General features: G+C 51.8%; 16 protein-coding genes. 9 read left to right on the forward strand and 7 right to left on the reverse strand.

Going from position 1 to position 18,683, the window contains the following annotated elements; genetic code table 11:
* The first annotated feature begins 24 nt into the window (after nt 1-24).
* Nucleotides 25-693, forward strand: coding sequence for a DUF3313 domain-containing protein (locus J4617_RS03295; protein WP_001259025.1), 669 nt, complete (start codon nt 25-27; stop codon nt 691-693).
* A gap of 53 nt (nt 694-746) precedes the next feature.
* Here J4617_RS03295 and J4617_RS03300 read toward each other — a convergent pair whose 3' ends face one another.
* A complete protein-coding gene (locus J4617_RS03300) occupies nt 747-1,925 on the reverse strand; it encodes a benzoate/H(+) symporter BenE family transporter (protein WP_001238501.1) in 1,179 nt (392 codons plus the stop codon).
* Nucleotides 1,926-2,016: 91 nt separating this feature from the next.
* Between J4617_RS03300 and J4617_RS03305 the strand changes: the two genes are divergently transcribed.
* Both J4617_RS03305 and J4617_RS03310 read left to right on the forward strand, forming a co-directional pair.
* Nucleotides 2,017-2,553, forward strand: a complete 537-nt coding sequence (locus J4617_RS03305; RefSeq protein ID WP_000369553.1) for an XRE family transcriptional regulator — start codon at nt 2,017-2,019, stop codon at nt 2,551-2,553.
* A 78-nt stretch (nt 2,554-2,631) separates the two neighbouring features.
* Complete coding sequence (locus J4617_RS03310) at nt 2,632-4,596, forward strand: U32 family peptidase (RefSeq protein WP_017465908.1); 1,965 nt, start codon at nt 2,632-2,634, stop codon at nt 4,594-4,596.
* Here the strand turns inward: J4617_RS03310 and J4617_RS03315 are convergent, their stop codons facing one another.
* Both J4617_RS03315 and sifB read right to left on the reverse strand, forming a co-directional pair.
* Nucleotides 4,597-4,827, reverse strand: a complete 231-nt coding sequence (locus J4617_RS03315) for a DUF2554 family protein (protein WP_000956438.1) — start codon at nt 4,825-4,827, stop codon at nt 4,597-4,599.
* 273 nt (nt 4,828-5,100) lie between these two features.
* Nucleotides 5,101-6,051: an SPI-2 type III secretion system effector SifB gene (gene sifB / locus J4617_RS03320; RefSeq protein WP_001122931.1), complete on the reverse strand. Its 951-nt coding sequence runs from the start codon at nt 6,049-6,051 to the stop codon at nt 5,101-5,103.
* 536 nt (nt 6,052-6,587) lie between these two features.
* Between sifB and J4617_RS03325 the strand changes: the two genes are divergently transcribed.
* From J4617_RS03325 to patD, 5 genes are all read left to right on the forward strand, one after another.
* Nucleotides 6,588-6,986: a hypothetical protein gene (locus J4617_RS03325; protein ID WP_000747895.1), complete on the forward strand. Its 399-nt coding sequence runs from the start codon at nt 6,588-6,590 to the stop codon at nt 6,984-6,986.
* Between the two features lie 32 nt (nt 6,987-7,018).
* Nucleotides 7,019-7,249, forward strand: coding sequence for a hypothetical protein (locus J4617_RS03330; protein ID WP_001597849.1), 231 nt, complete (start codon nt 7,019-7,021; stop codon nt 7,247-7,249).
* Nucleotides 7,250-7,507: 258 nt separating this feature from the next.
* On the forward strand, nt 7,508-8,278 hold the full coding sequence (locus J4617_RS03335; RefSeq protein ID WP_000237715.1) for a M15 family metallopeptidase: 771 nt from the start codon (nt 7,508-7,510) through the stop codon (nt 8,276-8,278).
* A 135-nt stretch (nt 8,279-8,413) separates the two neighbouring features.
* Nucleotides 8,414-9,838 carry a GntR family transcriptional regulator YdcR gene (gene ycdR, locus J4617_RS03340; RefSeq protein ID WP_000760692.1) on the forward strand — a complete coding sequence of 475 codons (1,425 nt, stop codon included), beginning with the start codon at nt 8,414-8,416 and terminating at the stop codon, nt 9,836-9,838.
* Between the two features lie 114 nt (nt 9,839-9,952).
* Nucleotides 9,953-11,398 (forward strand): aminobutyraldehyde dehydrogenase, encoded by a 1,446-nt coding sequence (patD, locus tag J4617_RS03345; RefSeq protein WP_023198616.1) that lies wholly within the window; start codon nt 9,953-9,955, stop codon nt 11,396-11,398.
* Between the two features lie 104 nt (nt 11,399-11,502).
* Here patD and yncL read toward each other — a convergent pair whose 3' ends face one another.
* Nucleotides 11,503-11,598, reverse strand: coding sequence for a stress response membrane protein YncL (gene yncL, locus J4617_RS03350; RefSeq protein WP_001103198.1), 96 nt, complete (start codon nt 11,596-11,598; stop codon nt 11,503-11,505).
* A gap of 198 nt (nt 11,599-11,796) precedes the next feature.
* Here yncL and J4617_RS03355 point away from each other — a divergent pair, with 198 nt between their 5' ends.
* A complete protein-coding gene (locus tag J4617_RS03355) occupies nt 11,797-11,970 on the forward strand; it encodes a GhoT/OrtT family toxin (protein ID WP_000171943.1) in 174 nt (57 codons plus the stop codon).
* Between the two features lie 44 nt (nt 11,971-12,014).
* Here the strand turns inward: J4617_RS03355 and srfC are convergent, their stop codons facing one another.
* The 3 genes from srfC to srfA are packed head-to-tail and all read right to left on the reverse strand — an operon-like array spanning nt 12,015 to nt 18,467.
* Nucleotides 12,015-14,159, reverse strand: a complete 2,145-nt coding sequence (gene srfC / locus J4617_RS03360) for a virulence-associated effector SrfC (protein ID WP_017465906.1) — start codon at nt 14,157-14,159, stop codon at nt 12,015-12,017.
* On the reverse strand, nt 14,156-17,137 hold the full coding sequence (locus J4617_RS03365) for a virulence factor SrfB (RefSeq protein ID WP_017465905.1): 2,982 nt from the start codon (nt 17,135-17,137) through the stop codon (nt 14,156-14,158). The genes srfC and J4617_RS03365 overlap by 4 nt, the downstream gene beginning before the upstream one ends.
* Nucleotides 17,138-17,141: 4 nt before the next feature.
* Entirely contained in the window at nt 17,142-18,467 is a 1,326-nt protein-coding gene (srfA, locus tag J4617_RS03370; RefSeq protein ID WP_017465904.1) for a virulence-associated effector SrfA, read from the reverse strand.
* Between the last annotated feature and the right edge of the window lie 216 nt (nt 18,468-18,683).

Consider the following 18,683-nt stretch of genomic DNA (forward strand, 5'->3'; position numbering starts at 1 on the left):
TGCGAAGACTAAAGGGATCGTTTCATGCGTACTCATACTTTATTTAAAGTTGCAGTGCTTACTGGCTTGCTGGCGTTATCCGGCTGTGCGTCCAAAGTCACACAGCCGGATAAGTATTCTGGATTCTTAAAAAATTATTCGGACCTGCAGGAAACTACCTCCGCCACGGGAAAACCGGTGTTGCGCTGGGTAGATCCACATTTCAATGACTCTAACTATGATAGTATTGTTTACAATCCGATAACATATTATCCCGTCCCCAAACCAACGACCCAGGTCGGGCAGCAAGTTCTTGATAAACTGCTGGCTTATACGAACACTAAAGTAAAATCAGCAATTGAACAGCGCAAACCGCTGGTCACGACGCCAGGGCCGCGCAGTTTGATTTTCCGCGGGGCGATTACGGGCGTGGATACCAGCAAAGAAGGGCTGCAATTCTATGAGGTGATCCCTGTAGCGCTGATTGTGGCGGGCACGCAAATGGCGACGGGCCACCGGACCATGGATACCCACCTCTATTTTGAAGGTGAGCTGATAGATGCCGCGACCAACAAGCCGGTCGTCAAGGTAGTACGCCAGGGTGAAGGTAAAGACCTGAGCAATTCCAGTACGCCAATGGCGTTTGAGACGTTGAAACAGGTCGTGGATGATATGGCGACGGATACCTCTATGTTTGACGTTAACAAAAAATAATTCTGCGGCGCCATCGCAAGATGGCGCAAACCCCGGCAGATTAGCGGTCACCATCAGCCAGACAACGATGGGCGGCGCGTTCTCGTTAATACTGCGTAGCCTATCCCGCCAGCGATCAACCCCCAGAATGCCGATCCGATGCCCATCAACGTTAGCCCACTGGCGGTGACGAGAAATGCGATAACTGCCGCGTCACGCTCACTTTCGTGAGTAAGCGCCTGATACAGACTACCGCTAATCGTACTTAACAGTGCCAGACCAGCCAGCATTTGCACCCAGCTAACCGGCAGGGCGACCATCAGCGCGGTTATCGAACCGCCAAACCACCCGGCAAGTAAATAAAAAACGCCTGCGGCGGCGGCCGCTAACCAGCGACGCGTTGGATCGGGGTGCGCGTCCGGGCTTTGACAAATGGCGGCTGTAATGGCGGCAATGCAGATAGAATAAACGCCAAATGGCGAAAGCAGCAGCGCCAGCAACCCGGTAAAAATCATTAACGGAGAGACAGGAAGCTGATAGCCAGACGCCTTCATTGTGGCGACGCCGGGGGCGTTTTGCGATGCCATCGTCACCAGGAAGAGCGGTACCGCGACGCTCAGGCTTTGAGCGAATGAAAAGTGGGGGGGAACGAAGGTGGGCCACACCGGCGCGAAATGAATACCGCTCATCGCCACCTTACCCTGGATGAGCGCCACCGTTATTCCCATTACCATGGCAGCAATAACGGCATAGCGGGGCGCGAATACTTTAAAGAGTAGCCACGCCAATAGCATACCGCCGCACATGACAAACTCTCCGTTGAGCGTCCCGAACGCCTGCAGGCCGAAGCGTAGCAGTATTCCCGCCAGCATTGCGGCGGCAAGAGAATGGGGGATTATCCGCATCAAACGCGCAAACAATCCCGTGACGCCGCACAGCACAATCAGGGCATTGGCGACAATGAATATGCCCACGGCGTCTGGCAACGATAATCCCTGAAGCCCTGTTACCAACAGAGCGGCGCCAGGCGTTGACCAGGCGGTTAAAACCGGCGCACGATACCACAAGGTTAACGTTAGTGTGCTTATGCCCATGGCTATACCGAGGGCGGTCATCCAGCCGGCGATCTCTGCGGGTGTTGCGCCAGCGGCAAGCGCCGCCTGCCAGATAATGGCGGCGGAACTTGCATAGCCGACCAGAACGGCGACCAGACCAGATAATACAGTAGGTAACGGCAGTGATAACAGACGCATGATCGCCTCTTGTGCGTTATAACGGTCAGTCAATGTAGCATTGTGCGTTATAGCGTACAAGTGATACGCTATGGTCTTACAGGGGGGGAAAATGGATAACCTGACACACTATCTGGCGACCACGTTAAGAACGTTACGCCATCAGCGAGGCTGGAGTTTATCGCGTCTGGCGGAGATCTCCGGCGTCTCAAAAGCCATGTTGGGGCAGATAGAGCGTAATGAATCCAGTCCGACAGTCGCAACGCTGTGGAAAATTGCGACGGGCCTGAACGTTCCATTCTCAGTGTTTATTTCTCCTCCGCAGGCCGAATTTCCTCCGACCTTCGATCCCCAGCAGCAAGCGATGGTAATCACACCGTTGTTTCCATGGGATCCTGAACTCTGTTTTGACTATTTTTCCCTATTGCTGGCGCCTGGCGCGGTCAGCGAATCAACGCCGCATAAAGCCGGCGTTGTCGAACATGTGGTGGTGATTCAGGGTCGGCTGGACATGTGTACTGGTGGGGTATGGCAAACCATAGACGCCGGTAAAGGATTGCGTTTTGCCGGTGATATGGCGCATACCTATCGCAATAGCAGTGACCAGACGGTTCATTTTCACTCGCTGATCCATTACCCGCGTGGTTAAGCGGGAAAACTATTTCGTTAGTTTGCGCTTCTGACTACAATAGCCGCCATTTCGCTGCTATTGGATAAGAAAGACTATATGCGCCAGCAACCTCACTATCTCGAATTGTTAAGTCCGGCCCGTGACGCCGCAATTGCTCGCGAAGCGATTTTGCATGGCGCAGATGCCGTCTACATCGGCGGACCCGGTTTTGGCGCACGTCATAACGCCAGTAACAGTCTGCGCGATATCGCCGATCTGGTTCCGTTTGCTCACCGTTACGGCGCCAGGATTTTTGTCACGCTGAATACTATCCTGCATGATGATGAGCTGGAGCCCGCGCAGCGGTTAATCACCGATTTGTACAACACCGGGGTGGATGCGCTGATTGTGCAGGATATGGGCATTCTGGAACTGGATATCCCGCCGATTGAGCTTCACGCCAGTACACAGTGTGATATTCGCAGCGTGGAAAAAGCGAAGTTTCTTGCCGATGTCGGTTTTTCACAGATTGTACTGGCGCGCGAGCTTAATTTGAGTCAGATAGCGGCTATTCATCAGGCTACTGACGCCACGATTGAGTTCTTCATTCATGGCGCGCTGTGTGTCGCTTATTCTGGGCAGTGTTATATCTCTCATGCGCAAACCGGGCGCAGCGCCAATCGGGGCGACTGTTCGCAAGCCTGTCGCTTACCGTATACGTTAAAAGACGATCAGGGGCGGGTGGTCTCTTACGAAAAACATTTGCTATCGATGAAAGATAACGACCAAACGGCTAACCTCGGCGCGTTGATCGATGCAGGCGTACGTTCCTTCAAGATTGAAGGGCGCTATAAAGACATGAGCTATGTCAAAAACATCACCGCGCATTATCGTCAGATGCTGGACGCGATTATCGAGCAACGTGGCGATCTGGCGCGTGCGTCGGTTGGTCGGACCGAACACTTTTTTGTTCCCTCCACGGAGAAAACTTTCCATCGCGGCAGCACCGACTATTTTGTTAACGCGCGTAAAGGTGATATTGGCGCATTTGATTCACCAAAATTTATTGGCTTGCCGGTAGGCGAGGTGCTGAATGTGGCGAAGGATTATCTCGATGTAGAAGCGACGGAGCCGTTGGCGAATGGCGATGGTCTGAACGTGTTGATTAAGCGTGAAGTGGTGGGTTTTCGCGCCAATACGGTGGAGAAAACCGGTCATAACCGCTACCGCGTTTGGCCAAATGATATGCCTGCCGACCTGCATAAAGTCCCTCCGCATCATCCGTTGAATCGTAATCTGGACCATAACTGGCAGCAAGCGCTGACAAAAACCTCCAGTGAGCGCCGTGTGGCGGTTGATATCATGCTGGGCGGCTGGCAGGAACAGCTTATTCTGACGCTGACCAGTGAAGACGGTGTCTGCATCACGCATACGCTTGACGGGGTATTTGAGGAAGCCAACAACTCTGAAAAAGCGTTGAATAACCTAAAAGCCGGACTGGCGAAGCTGGGACAGACGCCTTACTACGCGCGTGATATGCAGGTGACATTACCGGCGGCGTTGTTCGTGCCAAATAGCCTGCTCAATCAGTTCCGTCGGGAGGCGATTGATATGCTTGACGCGGCGCGGCTGGCCCATTATCAACGAGGTCGTCGTAAACCCGTGGCGCAGCCTGCGCCGGTCTATCCGCAAACGCATCTCAGCTTTCTCGCTAATGTCTACAACCACAAAGCACGGGAATTTTATCACCGTTACGGCGTACAATTGATTGATGCGGCCTATGAGGCGCATCAGGAGAAGGGCGAGGTACCGGTCATGATCACCAAACACTGCCTGCGTTTTGCGTTCAACCTTTGTCCAAAGCAGGCGAAAGGAAATATTAAGAGCTGGAAAGCCACGCCGATGCAGTTGGTGCATGGCGATGAGGTACTGACGCTAAAATTCGACTGCCGCCCTTGCGAAATGCATGTCATTGGCAAAATTAAAAACCACATCTTAAAAATGCCCCAGCCCGGCAGCGTTGTCGCTTCAGTGAGCCCTGAAGCGCTGATGAAAACGCTGCCGAAGCGCAGGGGCGTTTAATTAACGAAAATAGCTTTCTGGTTTGCGCGATTTCTGCCAGTTGTGGTGCTCGCGCAAGCCTTCCGCGGATTCTTCCGCTGCCGCCCGTAATTCATCGCTGTCGGCTTCGTGTCTAAGCTGATGCCCTCCCGTCGCAAACCATACGAACGCGTGGTCTTGCTGTTTCGCCAGTAACTGGCCTGAAAACAGCGCACAGGTCAGTAAAACTACTGATAACGTTTTTGTAAGCATCATGCCACCTTCCAGTTACGTCGTGAGGCTATGATGCCAATAATTTCTTTGAGTTATTATTCCACACTTCAAATTAGCGAAAACGGTTTGTCAATAAGTGCGATAAGTTGTATGAGAAAATATACTTATACTCAGTATGTCAATTATAAAAATAACGAGCCAATTCGTTCCATAGTAAATCCATTATTCCCTGGGAGTATATATTTAAAGTTATTGTATTAGATGGTTTTGGTATTGCCAGGGGATTGTAAATCCATACTATTTATGGTGTGATCAACTCTGGTGATGAGCCTCATTTTTTGTTGTTTCAACGAGTGAAGATAAATCTTCAGAAAAAAGGCTGTTATGAACTTGTAGCGCTACATATTCAGTAAGCTCGTTTAAACATAGCAGGCCATGAGAGGAACTTTCTTCCAGCATATTCATTAGTATCTCATTCTTAAACAAACATGAATAAACAATTTGAGTAACTGAGCTTTGTGCATAATTTGGTTCAAACGCTGCATTCTTTAAGTTAGTATTCTCAATAACCTTTGCGGCTATTTTGTTTTTGATAGCGTCGTCAATAGCTGTTACACCTGCCTGGGCGATGCCCAGATTAATCCTGGAGGAGATGGCGGCTTTTCTTTCCTGTTCCTTCCAGTCACATAAATTACCCTTTTCTGCCATGGCGATAAGCGTCTCTTCTATATTTTTTAGGTCAACGGGAAATGTTATACCGCCGGATAGCGAGAGTTGTAACCGCTCAGGGAACAAGCAACATAGCGGTTCACAAACATAAGTGCTAGCTTTTATATTAATATCAGAATATCTTTTCAGGTGGGCAGACTGAGTATCAACACAGAGCACTGTTCTATTCATTATCTCATAATAGTAGTGATCCTGACGTATCATAATGCATAACGGAATATCTTCGCCATCTTTAATACAGAGATTTGTATACTGACACTCAGCATCTTTATAGTGCTGAAAATGGAAATTTCCTCTGCATGACGGTGATGATAATTCATATAACGCACAAAATAAATCAAATAAACGTTGCGCGTCAGGCGGAGAGGCAACATCACATAATTCCTTTATATATTGATCGGCAGCGGATCTTCGCGTGCTACAGAAAAAATCTTTAATCTTTTCCCATAGTAACGTAAAGAAGGAGCGTTGAGAGATGGCACTTTGAGAAAACATCTCACTCTTTAAAAATCCTCTCCCGATAGTAATTGGCATAATGTAGACCACAAGTGATTATATGATACTTCATTACTGGAATAGGTGGTATTCGAAATATTATCCCATGTTGCCCATCGGTTTGCCTATCGGTGAAACACCTGATTTTTGCTTTGTCCTGAACCGTCAACATTATTGTTCAATTGTTCAAATCGACCCGTAGCTTTAGTCATGCCCACGCCTCCTGGCCATGAAATATGTCAGATAAAACGAATGAAAGTAAAACGGTTTTCTTAATTCTCACATCATCATGTACTATGAGTAATGATTAATTACGCACTATATTATTTTTAGAGAAAGTAAATAGTTGCTCAACCGTGTAGAAATTGTCTTATAAGAAGTTAAACTAAAAGTATTATTAGGCTAACAACAATGAGATGTTTAGCGGTAGGGCAGAAGGCCAATACTGATAGTGCTTATGATATAAATACCTTACTCTTTAGTTTTTGTCTTAATTATATTTGTTGTAACGATTAGCTGACGGCTTTATTTCCAGTTGGGCGATAAAATTATAAAAACCTGCGAGGAGGCTCAAAATGAAGAAATCAGATGGTGAAATTCACGAAAAGACAGCATCCTGGGGCATTTTGCAGTCAGAATGGCTAAGGAAATGTGGACGGCTATTATTGCTGTTACTTTACCGTTTCGTTATCGGATGGGCTTTTTTTCAGTTACTTGCCATGATCGTGGCAGGGATATTTTTGTTAGGCATCTTATTATTTCATCCCATAATATTTGTACAGACTATCGCAATTACTGAGAAGTTAAATCATGCTTCGCTTGATTTATGGCATATCCTTAAGTTATGCCTATGGCATTACGGTATCATCGCAGGGTTTATTTTTATGGCGGAGTGTACGTTAAGTAAAAGTATACGGCAGGTTCAGCGCTTGTCCAAAAAATTTGGGGCACAGGATTTTTCTTCACGCCCGTGATCCGCCGCTGTAACCTGCGGTCTTACTGAATAATGGCTATGACCAGCAGACCGAATTATCTCGGTTCGAGGGGGATTCTATGTGTTTGCACAACTGCAGTGAATCGTAATTTCAGTGCATTATCGCCGACAATCGACGTGTTCCTCACTAATTGCCTTCCTGACTATATAGTGGTCTTATCTTTGGCGAAACAATGTTATTTAGTTATGGAAGGCGACAACAACTGTACTACTGATTATCAAATGACCTTTCTGGTCAGGTAGACTCGCCTTTGTGAAAACACATCGTTATCTGTGCTCCTGAGACTCACTCCCTTGCCGCCTTTACGCAACTCGAATTATTTTGGGTATAGAACAGGAGGCGCAGTGGTCGTATAAGCAAAATATAAACTCTCCGTTTGTGATAAGGCACAGATTACAGGGGGAATGATGTTTATTTTAACCATCTGTTTAAGCGGTGTCCGCTAATCTTTACCTGCTCAAATACATAATCACCCCTGTGACTCTCGCGAGGTGTAACATATGGTAAAATGCGTATCTTCTTTCCTCCTGTTCAGCCTGTTGTCCGTTCAGGCAATGTCAGCTGAAAACCATATTGATCTCCACCAGCCAAAAGACTTTGTCGATATTACTACGGTCGCCCCCGACGTACAGGTAGACATGCGATACTTCAGTTCCCATAACTTTATTGGTCGCCCCATTAAAGGCTATAACGCGCCTGTTTGCCTGTTAACACGACCAGCCGCGAACGCAGTGAAGCAGGTCGCCGATCGTTTACGCCCCTTCGGACTTACCTTAAAAATATATGATTGCTACCGTCCGCAAAGCGCAGTGAACGACTTTATCGCGTGGGCCAAAGATCCTTCTCAAAACCAAATGAAAAACGAATTTTATCCGCAGGTAGAGAAAAATCGTCTGTTTGAGGAAGGTTATCTTGCCGCCAGATCCGGCCACAGTCGGGGAAGTACGCTTGATCTAACGATTGTTCCACTTGACAGTAAAATACCAATATACGATCCCGGACGACCACTGGTGAATTGTACTGCGTCCGCGGCGCAACGCTCGCCAGATAATAGTCTGGATTTTGGTACCGGCTTTGACTGTTTTAGTCCGTTATCCCATCCCGATAATGTCATACTTACCGCTCAGCAACGCGCAAATAGGTTGTTATTACAAACATTGATGCGTGATGCGGGTTTTACGCCACTGGATACTGAATGGTGGCACTTCTCTCTTACTCATGAACCATACCCGAACACCTGGTTTGACTTTCCCGTTAAGCAGAGACCCTGAAACGGCGTTTTGTTGCGAAATCTAATCATTACGCCTGTTGGAAAGCACCATAACAGTTAGCAAATCATTGTTAATTTTAACAACTGATATACACTGCGGTTGCCACCTGCAAGCAGCGCTCAATGAGATCGAATAATGAAAAAATATCAACGTCTGGCGGAGCAAATTAGAGAACAAATCGCCTCTGGCGTTTGGCAACCCGGCGATCGATTACCCTCGCTGAGGGAGCAGGTCGCCAGTAGCGGCATGAGTTTTATGACTGTCGGTCATGCGTACCAGTTGCTGGAAAGTCAGGGACGGATTATCGCCCGTCCGCAATCTGGTTATTATGTCGCGCCGCATCCGGTTTGTCGGTCAGTCGCGACGGCAGCGCACGTTATTCGGGATGAAGCCGTAGATATCAATACCTATATTTTTGAGATGCTGCAGGCGAGCCGTGATACCTCTGTGGTGCCCTTTGCCTCAGCGTTTCCCGATCCGCGTCTGTTTCCCTTGCCGCAATTGAACCGCTCTCTGGCGCAGGTCAGTAAAACCGCGACGGCAATGAGCGTCATCGAAAATTTGCCGCCAGGTAATGCAGAATTGCGCTATGCGATAGCACGCCGTTACGCGCAGCAGGGGATTACCGTTTCTCCTGACGAGATTGTCATTACCGCCGGCGCGCTGGAAGCGTTGAATCTTAGTTTACAGGCGGTGACGGCGCCGGGAGACTGGGTGGTGGTGGAGAACCCCTGTTTCTACGGTGCGCTACAGGCCCTGGAGCGATTGCGCCTGAAAGCGTTGTCGATACCCACCGATGTTAAAGAAGGTATCGATCTTATGGCGCTGGAACAGGCGTTACAGGAATATCCGGTGAAAGCGTGCTGGTTAATGACCAACAGCCAGAATCCGTTAGGGTTCACGCTGAGCGCTGAGAAAAAAGCGCGGCTGGTTGCGTTACTCACGCACCATAACGTGACGCTAATTGAAGACGATGTTTATAGCGAACTCTACTTTGGCCGCGAGAAACCTCTGCCTGCCAAAGCATGGGATCGCGACGATACCGTGTTGCATTGTTCGTCTTTTTCCAAATGTCTGGTTCCCGGTTTTCGCATTGGCTGGGTTGCGGGAGGAAGCCATGCCAGACAAATTCAGCGTTTGCAGTTAATGAGCACATTATCCACCAGTTCCCCCATGCAATTGGCGTTAGTGGATTATCTCTCGACACGTCGATATGACGCGCATCTGCGACGATTGCGAAGGCAGCTTGCCGAACGTAAACAGCAAGCCTGGCAAACCCTTTTGCGCCATCTCCCGGCGGAAGTAAAAATTCACCACAACGATAGCGGTTATTTTCTTTGGCTGGAGCTACCTGAGCAGCTTGATGCCGGTGAACTAAGCGCCAAAGCGCTTGAACACCTTATCAGTATCGCGCCGGGGAAAATGTTTTCAACGTCCGGCGCCTGGACGCGTTTCTTTCGTTTTAACACCGCATGGCATTGGGGAGAACGGGAAGAACAGGCCGTAAAACAGCTTGGCAGCCTGATTCGCGAGATGCTGAGCGCTAAAAGCCTTGTGTGAGGTGGAATGCGTGTCAGCTCACAACCTGACTAAATTTCCCGAGTGTGCCGAGTGAGCATCTGGCGCGCCGTCTATTTTTAGGAAAGCGGCGGCTCGTTCGCCGGAAATCGATTAATGACGATATGGGAAAATGCTATGCAATATCAATTACTGATTAATGGCGTGCTGGTGGACGGCGAGGGAGAAAGGCAGTCTGTTTATAACCCGGCGACAGGCGAGGTCATACTTGAGATTGCGGAAGCGTCGCCCGCGCAGGTTGACGCCGCAGTGCTGGCCGCCGATAGCGCGTTTGCCGAATGGGGGCAGACCACACCCAAAGCACGGGCGGAATGTCTGTTAAAACTGGCGGACAGCATCGAGCAAAACGCCCTTGAGTTCGCCCGGCTTGAATCGCAAAACTGCGGTAAGCCTTTGCACTGCGTAATTAATGATGAAATTCCGGCAATCGTGGATGTCTTTCGCTTTTTTGCCGGTGCGGCCCGTTGTTTGAGTGGGCTGGCGGCGGGCGAATATCTGGAAGGACATACGTCGATGATCCGCCGGGATCCGATTGGCGTGGTTGCCTCTATCGCGCCGTGGAATTATCCGCTCATGATGGCGGCCTGGAAGCTGGCGCCAGCGCTGGCGGCAGGTAACTGCGTGGTGATTAAGCCTTCTGAAATCACGCCGCTGACGGCGCTTAAACTTGCCGCGCTGGCGAAGGATATCTTTCCGCCGGGGGTGCTCAATGTCCTGTTCGGACGAGGGCAGACTGTTGGCGATGTATTGACCGGTCATGAAAAAGTACGCATGGTCTCTTTAACCGGTTCTATCGCGACCGGGGAACATATTCTGCGCCATACTGCGCCAGCGATAAAACGTACGCATATGGAACTCGGTGGTAAAGCCCCGGTGGTTGTTTTTGATGACGCCGATCTGGATGCGGTGGCGCAGGGCGTCCGGACTTTTGGTTTCTATAATGCCGGACAGGATTGTACTGCTGCGTGCCGTATATACGCGCAGCGCGGTATCTATGATGCGCTGGTCGAAAAGCTAGGGAACGCGGTGAGCAGCCTGAAAATGGGCGCGCCGGAGGATGAGTCGACAGAGCTGGGGCCGTTAAGTTCGCTGGCGCACCTGAAGCGCGTCACAGCGGCTGTAGAGGAGGCGAAGGCCCTCAGCCATATCCGTGTGATTACTGGTGGAAGTCAAACGGAAGGTAAAGGTTACTATTTCGCTCCGACGTTGCTGGCAGACGCCAGACAGGGAGATGCCATCGTGCAACGCGAGGTCTTCGGCCCGGTGGTCAGTATAACCGTCTTTGATGATGAAGATCAGGTTCTGAGGTGGGCCAACGATTCTCGCTATGGTCTGGCATCCTCCGTCTGGACTCAGGACGTTGGGCGGGCGCACCGGCTTAGCGCCAGATTGCAGTATGGCTGTACCTGGATTAATACCCATTTCATGTTGGTTAGCGAGATGCCGCATGGAGGGCAAAAACAGTCCGGATACGGCAAAGATATGTCATTGTATGGTCTGGAAGACTACACCCTTGTCCGTCACATCATGGTTAAGCATTAAGGATCATTTACTGTTCAGAAAAATCATGAAAAAATAGGCGGGTGTCGGCGGAGAGGGGGACCTCCCCGCCAACATGCGCAGCAAGTACTCAAAGGTTGAACACCTCAAGCAAACCAGCCGAATCTCAACGAGATCAGACCCAAAAGTCCTGCAGCAGCAAAGACATTAATCAGCACGACGGTTTTACTGGAAACATTCATTTTCGCCACCTTTCATCATAACCCCTATGGGTATAGTACGGGTTGGCGAGATCCGCAATAATACGTAAACAGGATATTCTGTGAGCGGAGCCGTGCATTGAGAACGTTTTGCTGTTAAGGCTGATAAACCTTGATGTGCGTCAAATAAAAAGAGCATATTGCGCGCGTTTTTTCCTCTGGTTGGCGCGGATGCCTGATATGACCCTCTTTCAAAAGATATTAATTTTTTACGCCGTCATGGCGGTGATATCATCCCTGATCACCTGGTTTTTGACTCATGACAAAAAACGAATTCGTTTCCTGAGCGCCTTTTTGGTTGGCGCGACATGGCCGATAAGTTTCCCCGTCGCATTGCTGTTTTCGCTTTTCTGACCTCAAGCCCGATACAGGTTACCGGGCATGGTTTTTCCGCCAGGTCAGGCTATCAGGGCAATTAATTGCGCTCTGTCTACGTCGGTAACGTCCTGCGGATGCCGATATCCTGCGTTCTCATTGGCCAGGGTATACAGCGCAACAAGCCAGTCATAGACATAGCGGCTGGCGGCGTGAACGGGCTGTTCGTCAAGCTTTGTTAGACGCAACATTGTCGAACGCGGCGTTGCGGCGAAAATGGCTGCGCCTTTCTGAACGCGGCTGGCCGGGCGTTGGGCCTCCTCGATATTGGCGTAGCCGAGCCAGGCGATGAAGTTACCAATGATGGCATGAAGCTGCGCGCCGCTCACCTCCTCGCGCTGCATGGTTTTCTGTAACTGCTGAGGTAAACCGAGGCGATAGCTGGCGGTAATTAAAATCTCCGCCACTGCGTTGAGCATCTGCGGTTCCAGTCCCAGACGCTGCGCATTATCCCGGCAGTGGGCCCACTGGCGCAGATGATTGATCCACATTTTGTGCGCCTGGTAGCCTGTTTCGTGACCTTCTGACGCTGAAGCGCGCGTTGGTTCGTCGGCAAAGAGATCGATCGCGTCATTAAATAAACCGCTGACCTGTTCTTCTCGCGACTGTCGGGTGCGCAGCAACGCTTCGAAGTTCTGTACCGGCGGTAACAGCCCGGCCAGCAGGTCGCCATGTCTGGCGGCCTGGGCCTGAAGACGCCGGATCACGGTTTCAACCGGTAGCCGCGCGTCATCAAACATCGGTAACAGATCGCGCACGCGGCCCCGCAGTTGTTCGCGTAACGCCTGTAAGCGCGCCTGTCGCTGTGGTGCCGATGTCGCCTGCGATAACCACTCCACCAAACGCTGCATACTGTGTTTATCCAGCGCCTGCAACGTTCCCCAATGCACGCCAGGTTTACCCATCAACTGCTGGACGGCTTCATCCAGATTTTGCTGGGTGGCAAAACGGGCATCCTGTGGAGTAATAGCCCAGACGACGCCGGGTAACGCTGATTCATGCTGCGGCTGCGTGGCGTTAACCCACTCCAGTAAGTGACGGGCGGCAGTGGACGTTTGCGAGCGAGATGCCAGAGCATTGCAAATCACCAGAACATCGGGCTGGACCTGCTGACGGTAATGGGCCAGCATCCAGCCTAATTTCGCCCGCCATAACGGATGAGGATGACTGTCTGGCGCGACCGGAATATCCAGTAAATCAACGTTATCCAGTACGCTATTTTCAACGGTTAGCACCAGTTCGCGGGTAAGCAGCGCCAGAGAATCAAGCGAAAGGCTGACCGCATTGAGCAGTCGGCCTTCCTTAACCGGATGCACCACCACATCGCTTTGCGTATCGCTGGCGGTTAGCGCCATTTGCGTCAGGAAGTTTTCCGCCGGTAAGCCAAAATGATCGACCAGCAGGCTGAGCGGCGCCGCCAGTTCCCCGGCATGGCCGGTTTGTTGCAACATATGCGCCAGCGCCAGCCATTGCTGGGTGATCTCCGGCTGCTCTCCCCACAGTAATGCCCAGGCGTGCGCCCGTGTCGTGAGATCCAGCGCAGGCAAGAGCGAGGCAAAGTGTTGCCATGTCGCATCATCAATATGTTGTCTGGCGGACGGCAGGCAAGAGCGCCAGAAACTCGCGATGGTCGCTACCTCTTCAGCGGTAACGCCGGGGACGGACTGCGGTTGGCGAAGCGATTGCCATTTCTCCAGGCGTGATGTGATAATGGATTTTTCGACCTGGCGACAAACGGGGGACGAGCTGGTCCAGGCGATAAAGATCTGCACCAGTTCGGCTTCACTGATCAAGCGCAGGCGCAACGGCCAGCCGCTCTCGTTTGAAAAAATGTCGCGCGTAAAGCGAATAGCCATATTCGCTGGCGCATGACCCGGATTGATGTGGCTGAAATAATCATAGTCACGGTCCGGCGTGATAATTTCCAGCTTGCCATTCTCGTTACCGCATAGCGTCGTTAACAGATGCGCTTTTGCGGATTGCGCATACCCGTACAGACCGACGCAGCCATGTGATGCGCAGGCGGCGTTGAGCGCTGACTCATCCGCTGCGGCAAGCGTAAGTTGCGCCAGCAGAGCATCGGCTTCATCATCCAGCCGCGTTGCGTAACGGCGCGTGTTGTTAACCCACTCGATAACAGCCTGGGTGGCGTTTAACGGTTTTGTCATTTCAGGTATACACTCCCGCTATCTATCCAGTAGTGGCTGCCGCTGTGGCGACGGTCAGCCAGCGTATTCAATTTTAATGTCAGCGCATCGGCGGCGACCGGCGTCCCGTCCTGGAGCCAGGCATCACTTAATATGAACGATTCCGGGGCGCTATCTTTGCTACTGCCGCGTAATTTCAGTCGCACATTCAGTACGCCGTCGCCAGCGATGGTTTTCGCCAGTTCGGCGGAATTAATGTTCAGGCAATAGAGTGGGGTTGCCGGCCAGCGACTGTTCGCCAGTTGACGAAAGCCCAACGTCACGTTGCCGCGTAGCGGAAAATGCAGGCGTGCGTCCAGCGTTGCGCCGGGTTTATCCAAATCGATCTCGTGATACCAGATGTTTTCATCGCGAAGCGTATTAACGGTATTATCCAGTACGCCGAGATAACGCACAGTCGAATACGCGCCGATATCAGCCGCTTTAAAATTGAAACGCGGCAGACGTAAGTCCAGCGCCAGGCTGCATAACATCGCACCCACCGCAGCAGTGGATTTTGGATTACCGATACGCCCTTGTTGACTGAAGGGATACCATTCATGTACCTGATACTTATCCATCCACACAATGCGATTAACCGGCACCGGTTGTAAGTGCCGGATGAGCGCCTGTACGCCGGGTAAACAGGTCGGTCTCCCCGTCACCAGCAAGATATCGCAGTGATAGTGGGAGATCGCTTCGCAGACCGCATGAAGCGGCGTTGTCAGCGTAAACTGACCGGCCAGCAGAGCCTCCTGAAGCTGGCTAAACTGGATTTGCAACGGCACATTGAATATATCAAATGTCGGCGAACCAGACGGTAAGGCATGATCGATCGCCTGCTGGATATAGTTCATCACGTTGCTCGTTGGGCGGCGGATCAGCAGATCGCCAAATGTCGCATGTAAACCGGCAAACGGATCGTTAATGTCGCTTTGCTCCCAGGCGGAAAGTACCGCGTGGCCCAGCGGCATAAATAATTGCAGCGCCGTTTGCTGGCGCAAAATGGCCTGAGTATCAATTCGTCCCGAATCGCCAAATAAGGTCGCCAGCAGGGCGGCGGCATCCGTAACGCCTGCCCGTTGCAACGCCGTTTGCAGGGAAGGGAGTACACAGCGCTGAATGATATCCAATAGCAGATCGTCCCCGGCGACTTTAAAACCTTCGCGAAACAGGAGATGAGGCGTAATTTTTACATTGGCCCCCACGCCGTCATCTAACTGATAGTGAACGATCGCCATATCCGTCGTGCCGCCGCCGATATCAATCGATGCCACGCGCAACGCGCGCCCGGGGACGACGCCGGGTTCAGGTTGGCGATCCGGTCTGGCGAGCGCATTAAAAAAGGATTCGGTACGCCCGGCGTAATGCGAAATGGCTTCGTTATAAAGCCATACCAGTTGGCCGCAACTTGCTTCGTCCCATTCCATCTGTATTTCTGGTACCGGCACCACGCTTTTTTCACGCTGCTTAGGCGTGGTGAAATCCTCATCCTGCGGATGCCAGCCCATGGCTTTCCAGACCAACGCCAGTGCTTCAAACATTCGCTGGCGGAAAATTTCTCGCTCCTGTTTCGGCATGGCGGAAGGCAGCGTTAAAATCAGGGTGCGTAGCTGGCGCGGCGAGGCGGGAAAGCCGAGCCGCAGCCGGGTGGCGACGCTGTTAATTTGCCCCAGCGCCTGAGCCAGAATTTCGCACAACATATGCGTCATCAAGGTGCTACGGCTGTATTGCGGCGAAAAAACCGGTAGCCTTTCTTCATGCGGCAGGCGGAATAACGGCTGTCCGTCATCGTTCATCAGATTCATCAGCGGAAACGCGGTGGCAAGCGGTTCGCGCTGCGTTTTACCGTGGATCTGGCTAAAACGCCAGTCCTGCAAGGCGGGGGTTTCATCCCACAGGTAGCGGCGCGGGCTGGAGATGCCGCTGCTGCCTTCGGTGCCCACACGCTGCATAGCAAGGGCGCGAGCCTCGTCGCCCACACGCACAATGGAAGGCCAGACAAAGGCGTCGTCTCGTCCGCTTTCGACAGAAAAGTGTTGCTTGCCAAAGCGCGCTTCCGAGAATTCTACCCGGCTGGTAAATAAAGGATCGTTCAGATACTGCGGCTCGCTTAAAGAACGCACCTGAAGCTCTGCCGTCTGGCGTAACCCGTCATTCGCATCGCCATGATCCTCGATCAAGACGCCGCAGGTATGCGTATTGCCGACATCCAGAATCAGATCGACCGGGATTGCGGGCGTGCTTAACGTATGTGTCACAAACTTCACTTCCGGCACCGTAAGCTGTTCGCCTAACAGCGTCAGTAAATTCAACCAGTGCGCCTGATACTCAAAGCTACGCAGCGCTTGTTGTATGGCCTGTTCCGGACGGTTTTCCACCTGTGAGGCATACTGAAGAAACGACTCGCGCAGCCAGCCGTCAATCCATGTCTGGTCAAGAAAATCGGCAACTTCTTCATCGCGCCAGGCGAGCGCAAAACGTGTGCCATTGAGCAGATCGTTTTCGCAAGGCGCCAACGCCGCAGGCATATTTTTTGCCAGCTGACTGTCGAAGGCGAGGGTGATGCGGTGTGTGTTTCCGGCGCTATCTGGCTCGCTGAGTTTACGTACCTGAATGCGCGCCCAGTTATCCGGCCCGTCAATAAAGGTGCGCGGCGGATTAAAACGCAGGAACGGCAGGGGAAGCCAGATTCCGTCGAGTACATCCAGAGAATAGTGCAGCGTCTGAGTGCTTTCCGGTTTCACGACTTCGGGTTGGCCGCCAGCACGTCCTGGCAACGTGTAGCGCCCGCTGGTCAGATCAAAATCGAGGCGCAGTAGCGGGCCGTTTGCCGTTTTGCGCACAAAACGTCCGTAGTGGGCCGACTCTTGCGGCGTTAAGCCAAAATCAAGAAACTGGACGCCGCTGTTTGCAATGAGCGTGACGCTCTGTTTGTAATCACACAGATTGACCAACATAAAATCAGGCACCTATCTTTTTAAACGTCAACGGAATTGCCGCGTGGTCGCCATAACGGGCGGTACAGGTTGCGACGTCATTGACGCCTGCTTTACAGGTAATTTCCGGCATCGGATAACGTGAGCCGTCGGTGCAGCGCGCATTGCCGCGACTTTTAATCATCAGCTCGCCCGTTTGATGCAGACCAGAGAAAATTTCCGCCCGACAAACCACGTTATCGCCATGTACTACGCGCGCGATGCCTTTGTTATTTTGGATCTGATAACGCAGAGAGGGCGGCTTGCCGGTAATCGGATCTTTGACATCCACGCTGACCCGCCAGCTACCGTTTAAAAAGCGCGTGGTTCCAAGCTTCATCTGCGTACTGTCCATCACCAGCGCGTCTTTGGGAATAGCGGCAATGATAACAGGCGCTTCCGGCAGCGGCGCCGCTTTGGGGGCGGGCGTCACCTCAGCGCGATGCAGCGGCAAATGCGCGGTGAGTTCAGGCAATGGGGTAACGTCAGTTTTCGCGGTAGCGACAGGCGCGGCGCGAACAGGAGAGGACCCGTCAACGGATGAAGATGGCCAGAAAAAAGGCGTGGCGACGGCGGCGATAACCACGGCAGCGACAGGTAAGCTCCACAGCGGTAGACGGCGAGCTCTTTTCGCCTCAGCAACCGGGATGGGTGTGGCCGGCTTCGGCTCGCTAACGATAACGGGCGGCGCAACAGGTTCCTCCGGCATTTTCGGCGGCTCAATGACAGACGTTAACAAAGGTTCATCCGCCTGACTAAATGCCGCCTCTACCAGCGGCTTTTCTTCGGGCTCCGGCTCCGGCTCGACCAGAGGGATGTTGGGAATCGCCTCGGTTACCCGAAGGCAGTCCAGCACATCATCGCGTGTATTTTCGTTGAGATTAACGAATCCCCAGAAGGTGATAACCGGTTTGCCGTTAACCAGGAAAACATGATTTTCGCCGGGAAATTGCGTCGCTTTCTCAAGTAGCGACCCAAATAGCTGGAGCGCTGTTTTACCGGATTGCAGACTTTTGCGACTGAGTGCAGCCGCGCTTTCAAAAGTGCTGGCTAAATAACGTAAAGCCCGAGAACGTGTCTCTTCGTCAGCCGCTTTCCACGCTATCGCCTGACCTTCAATCGGCGAATACCAGTCAACCCGATCGCCATTATCGTTAAGTTGCGGAATCGCCAGACAGTCAACCATCGCCTGCTGTTTACGCAGACGAAGCGTTTCGCGAATTTGCAATGCTGATTCAAATACGGCCTGACCGCCGCCGCCCACGGCCTGATAATCATCCAGATTGCCGCTGCGCAAGAGAGATTTTGCCACGTTGTTATCCCTTAGACTTCTTCACGCGTCTACTTTACGGGGTCTATACGCAAGCAAACGGCGGAAGAAAGGCAAAAAGGCGCGAATTCTCGGTCTATTAAGCCCCGTGTTTTCACTTGACGTAAGTTAAATCAGGATGGCGGCGGCGAATGACCGCATCGGGCGACAATAACGCGTATAATAGGCGAATCATGCTATTACAGAATAAAGAGTAGG

The organism is Salmonella sp. 32010601201800023SM, from assembly GCF_017572235.1.
GTDB lineage: Bacteria > Pseudomonadota > Gammaproteobacteria > Enterobacterales > Enterobacteriaceae > Salmonella > Salmonella enterica.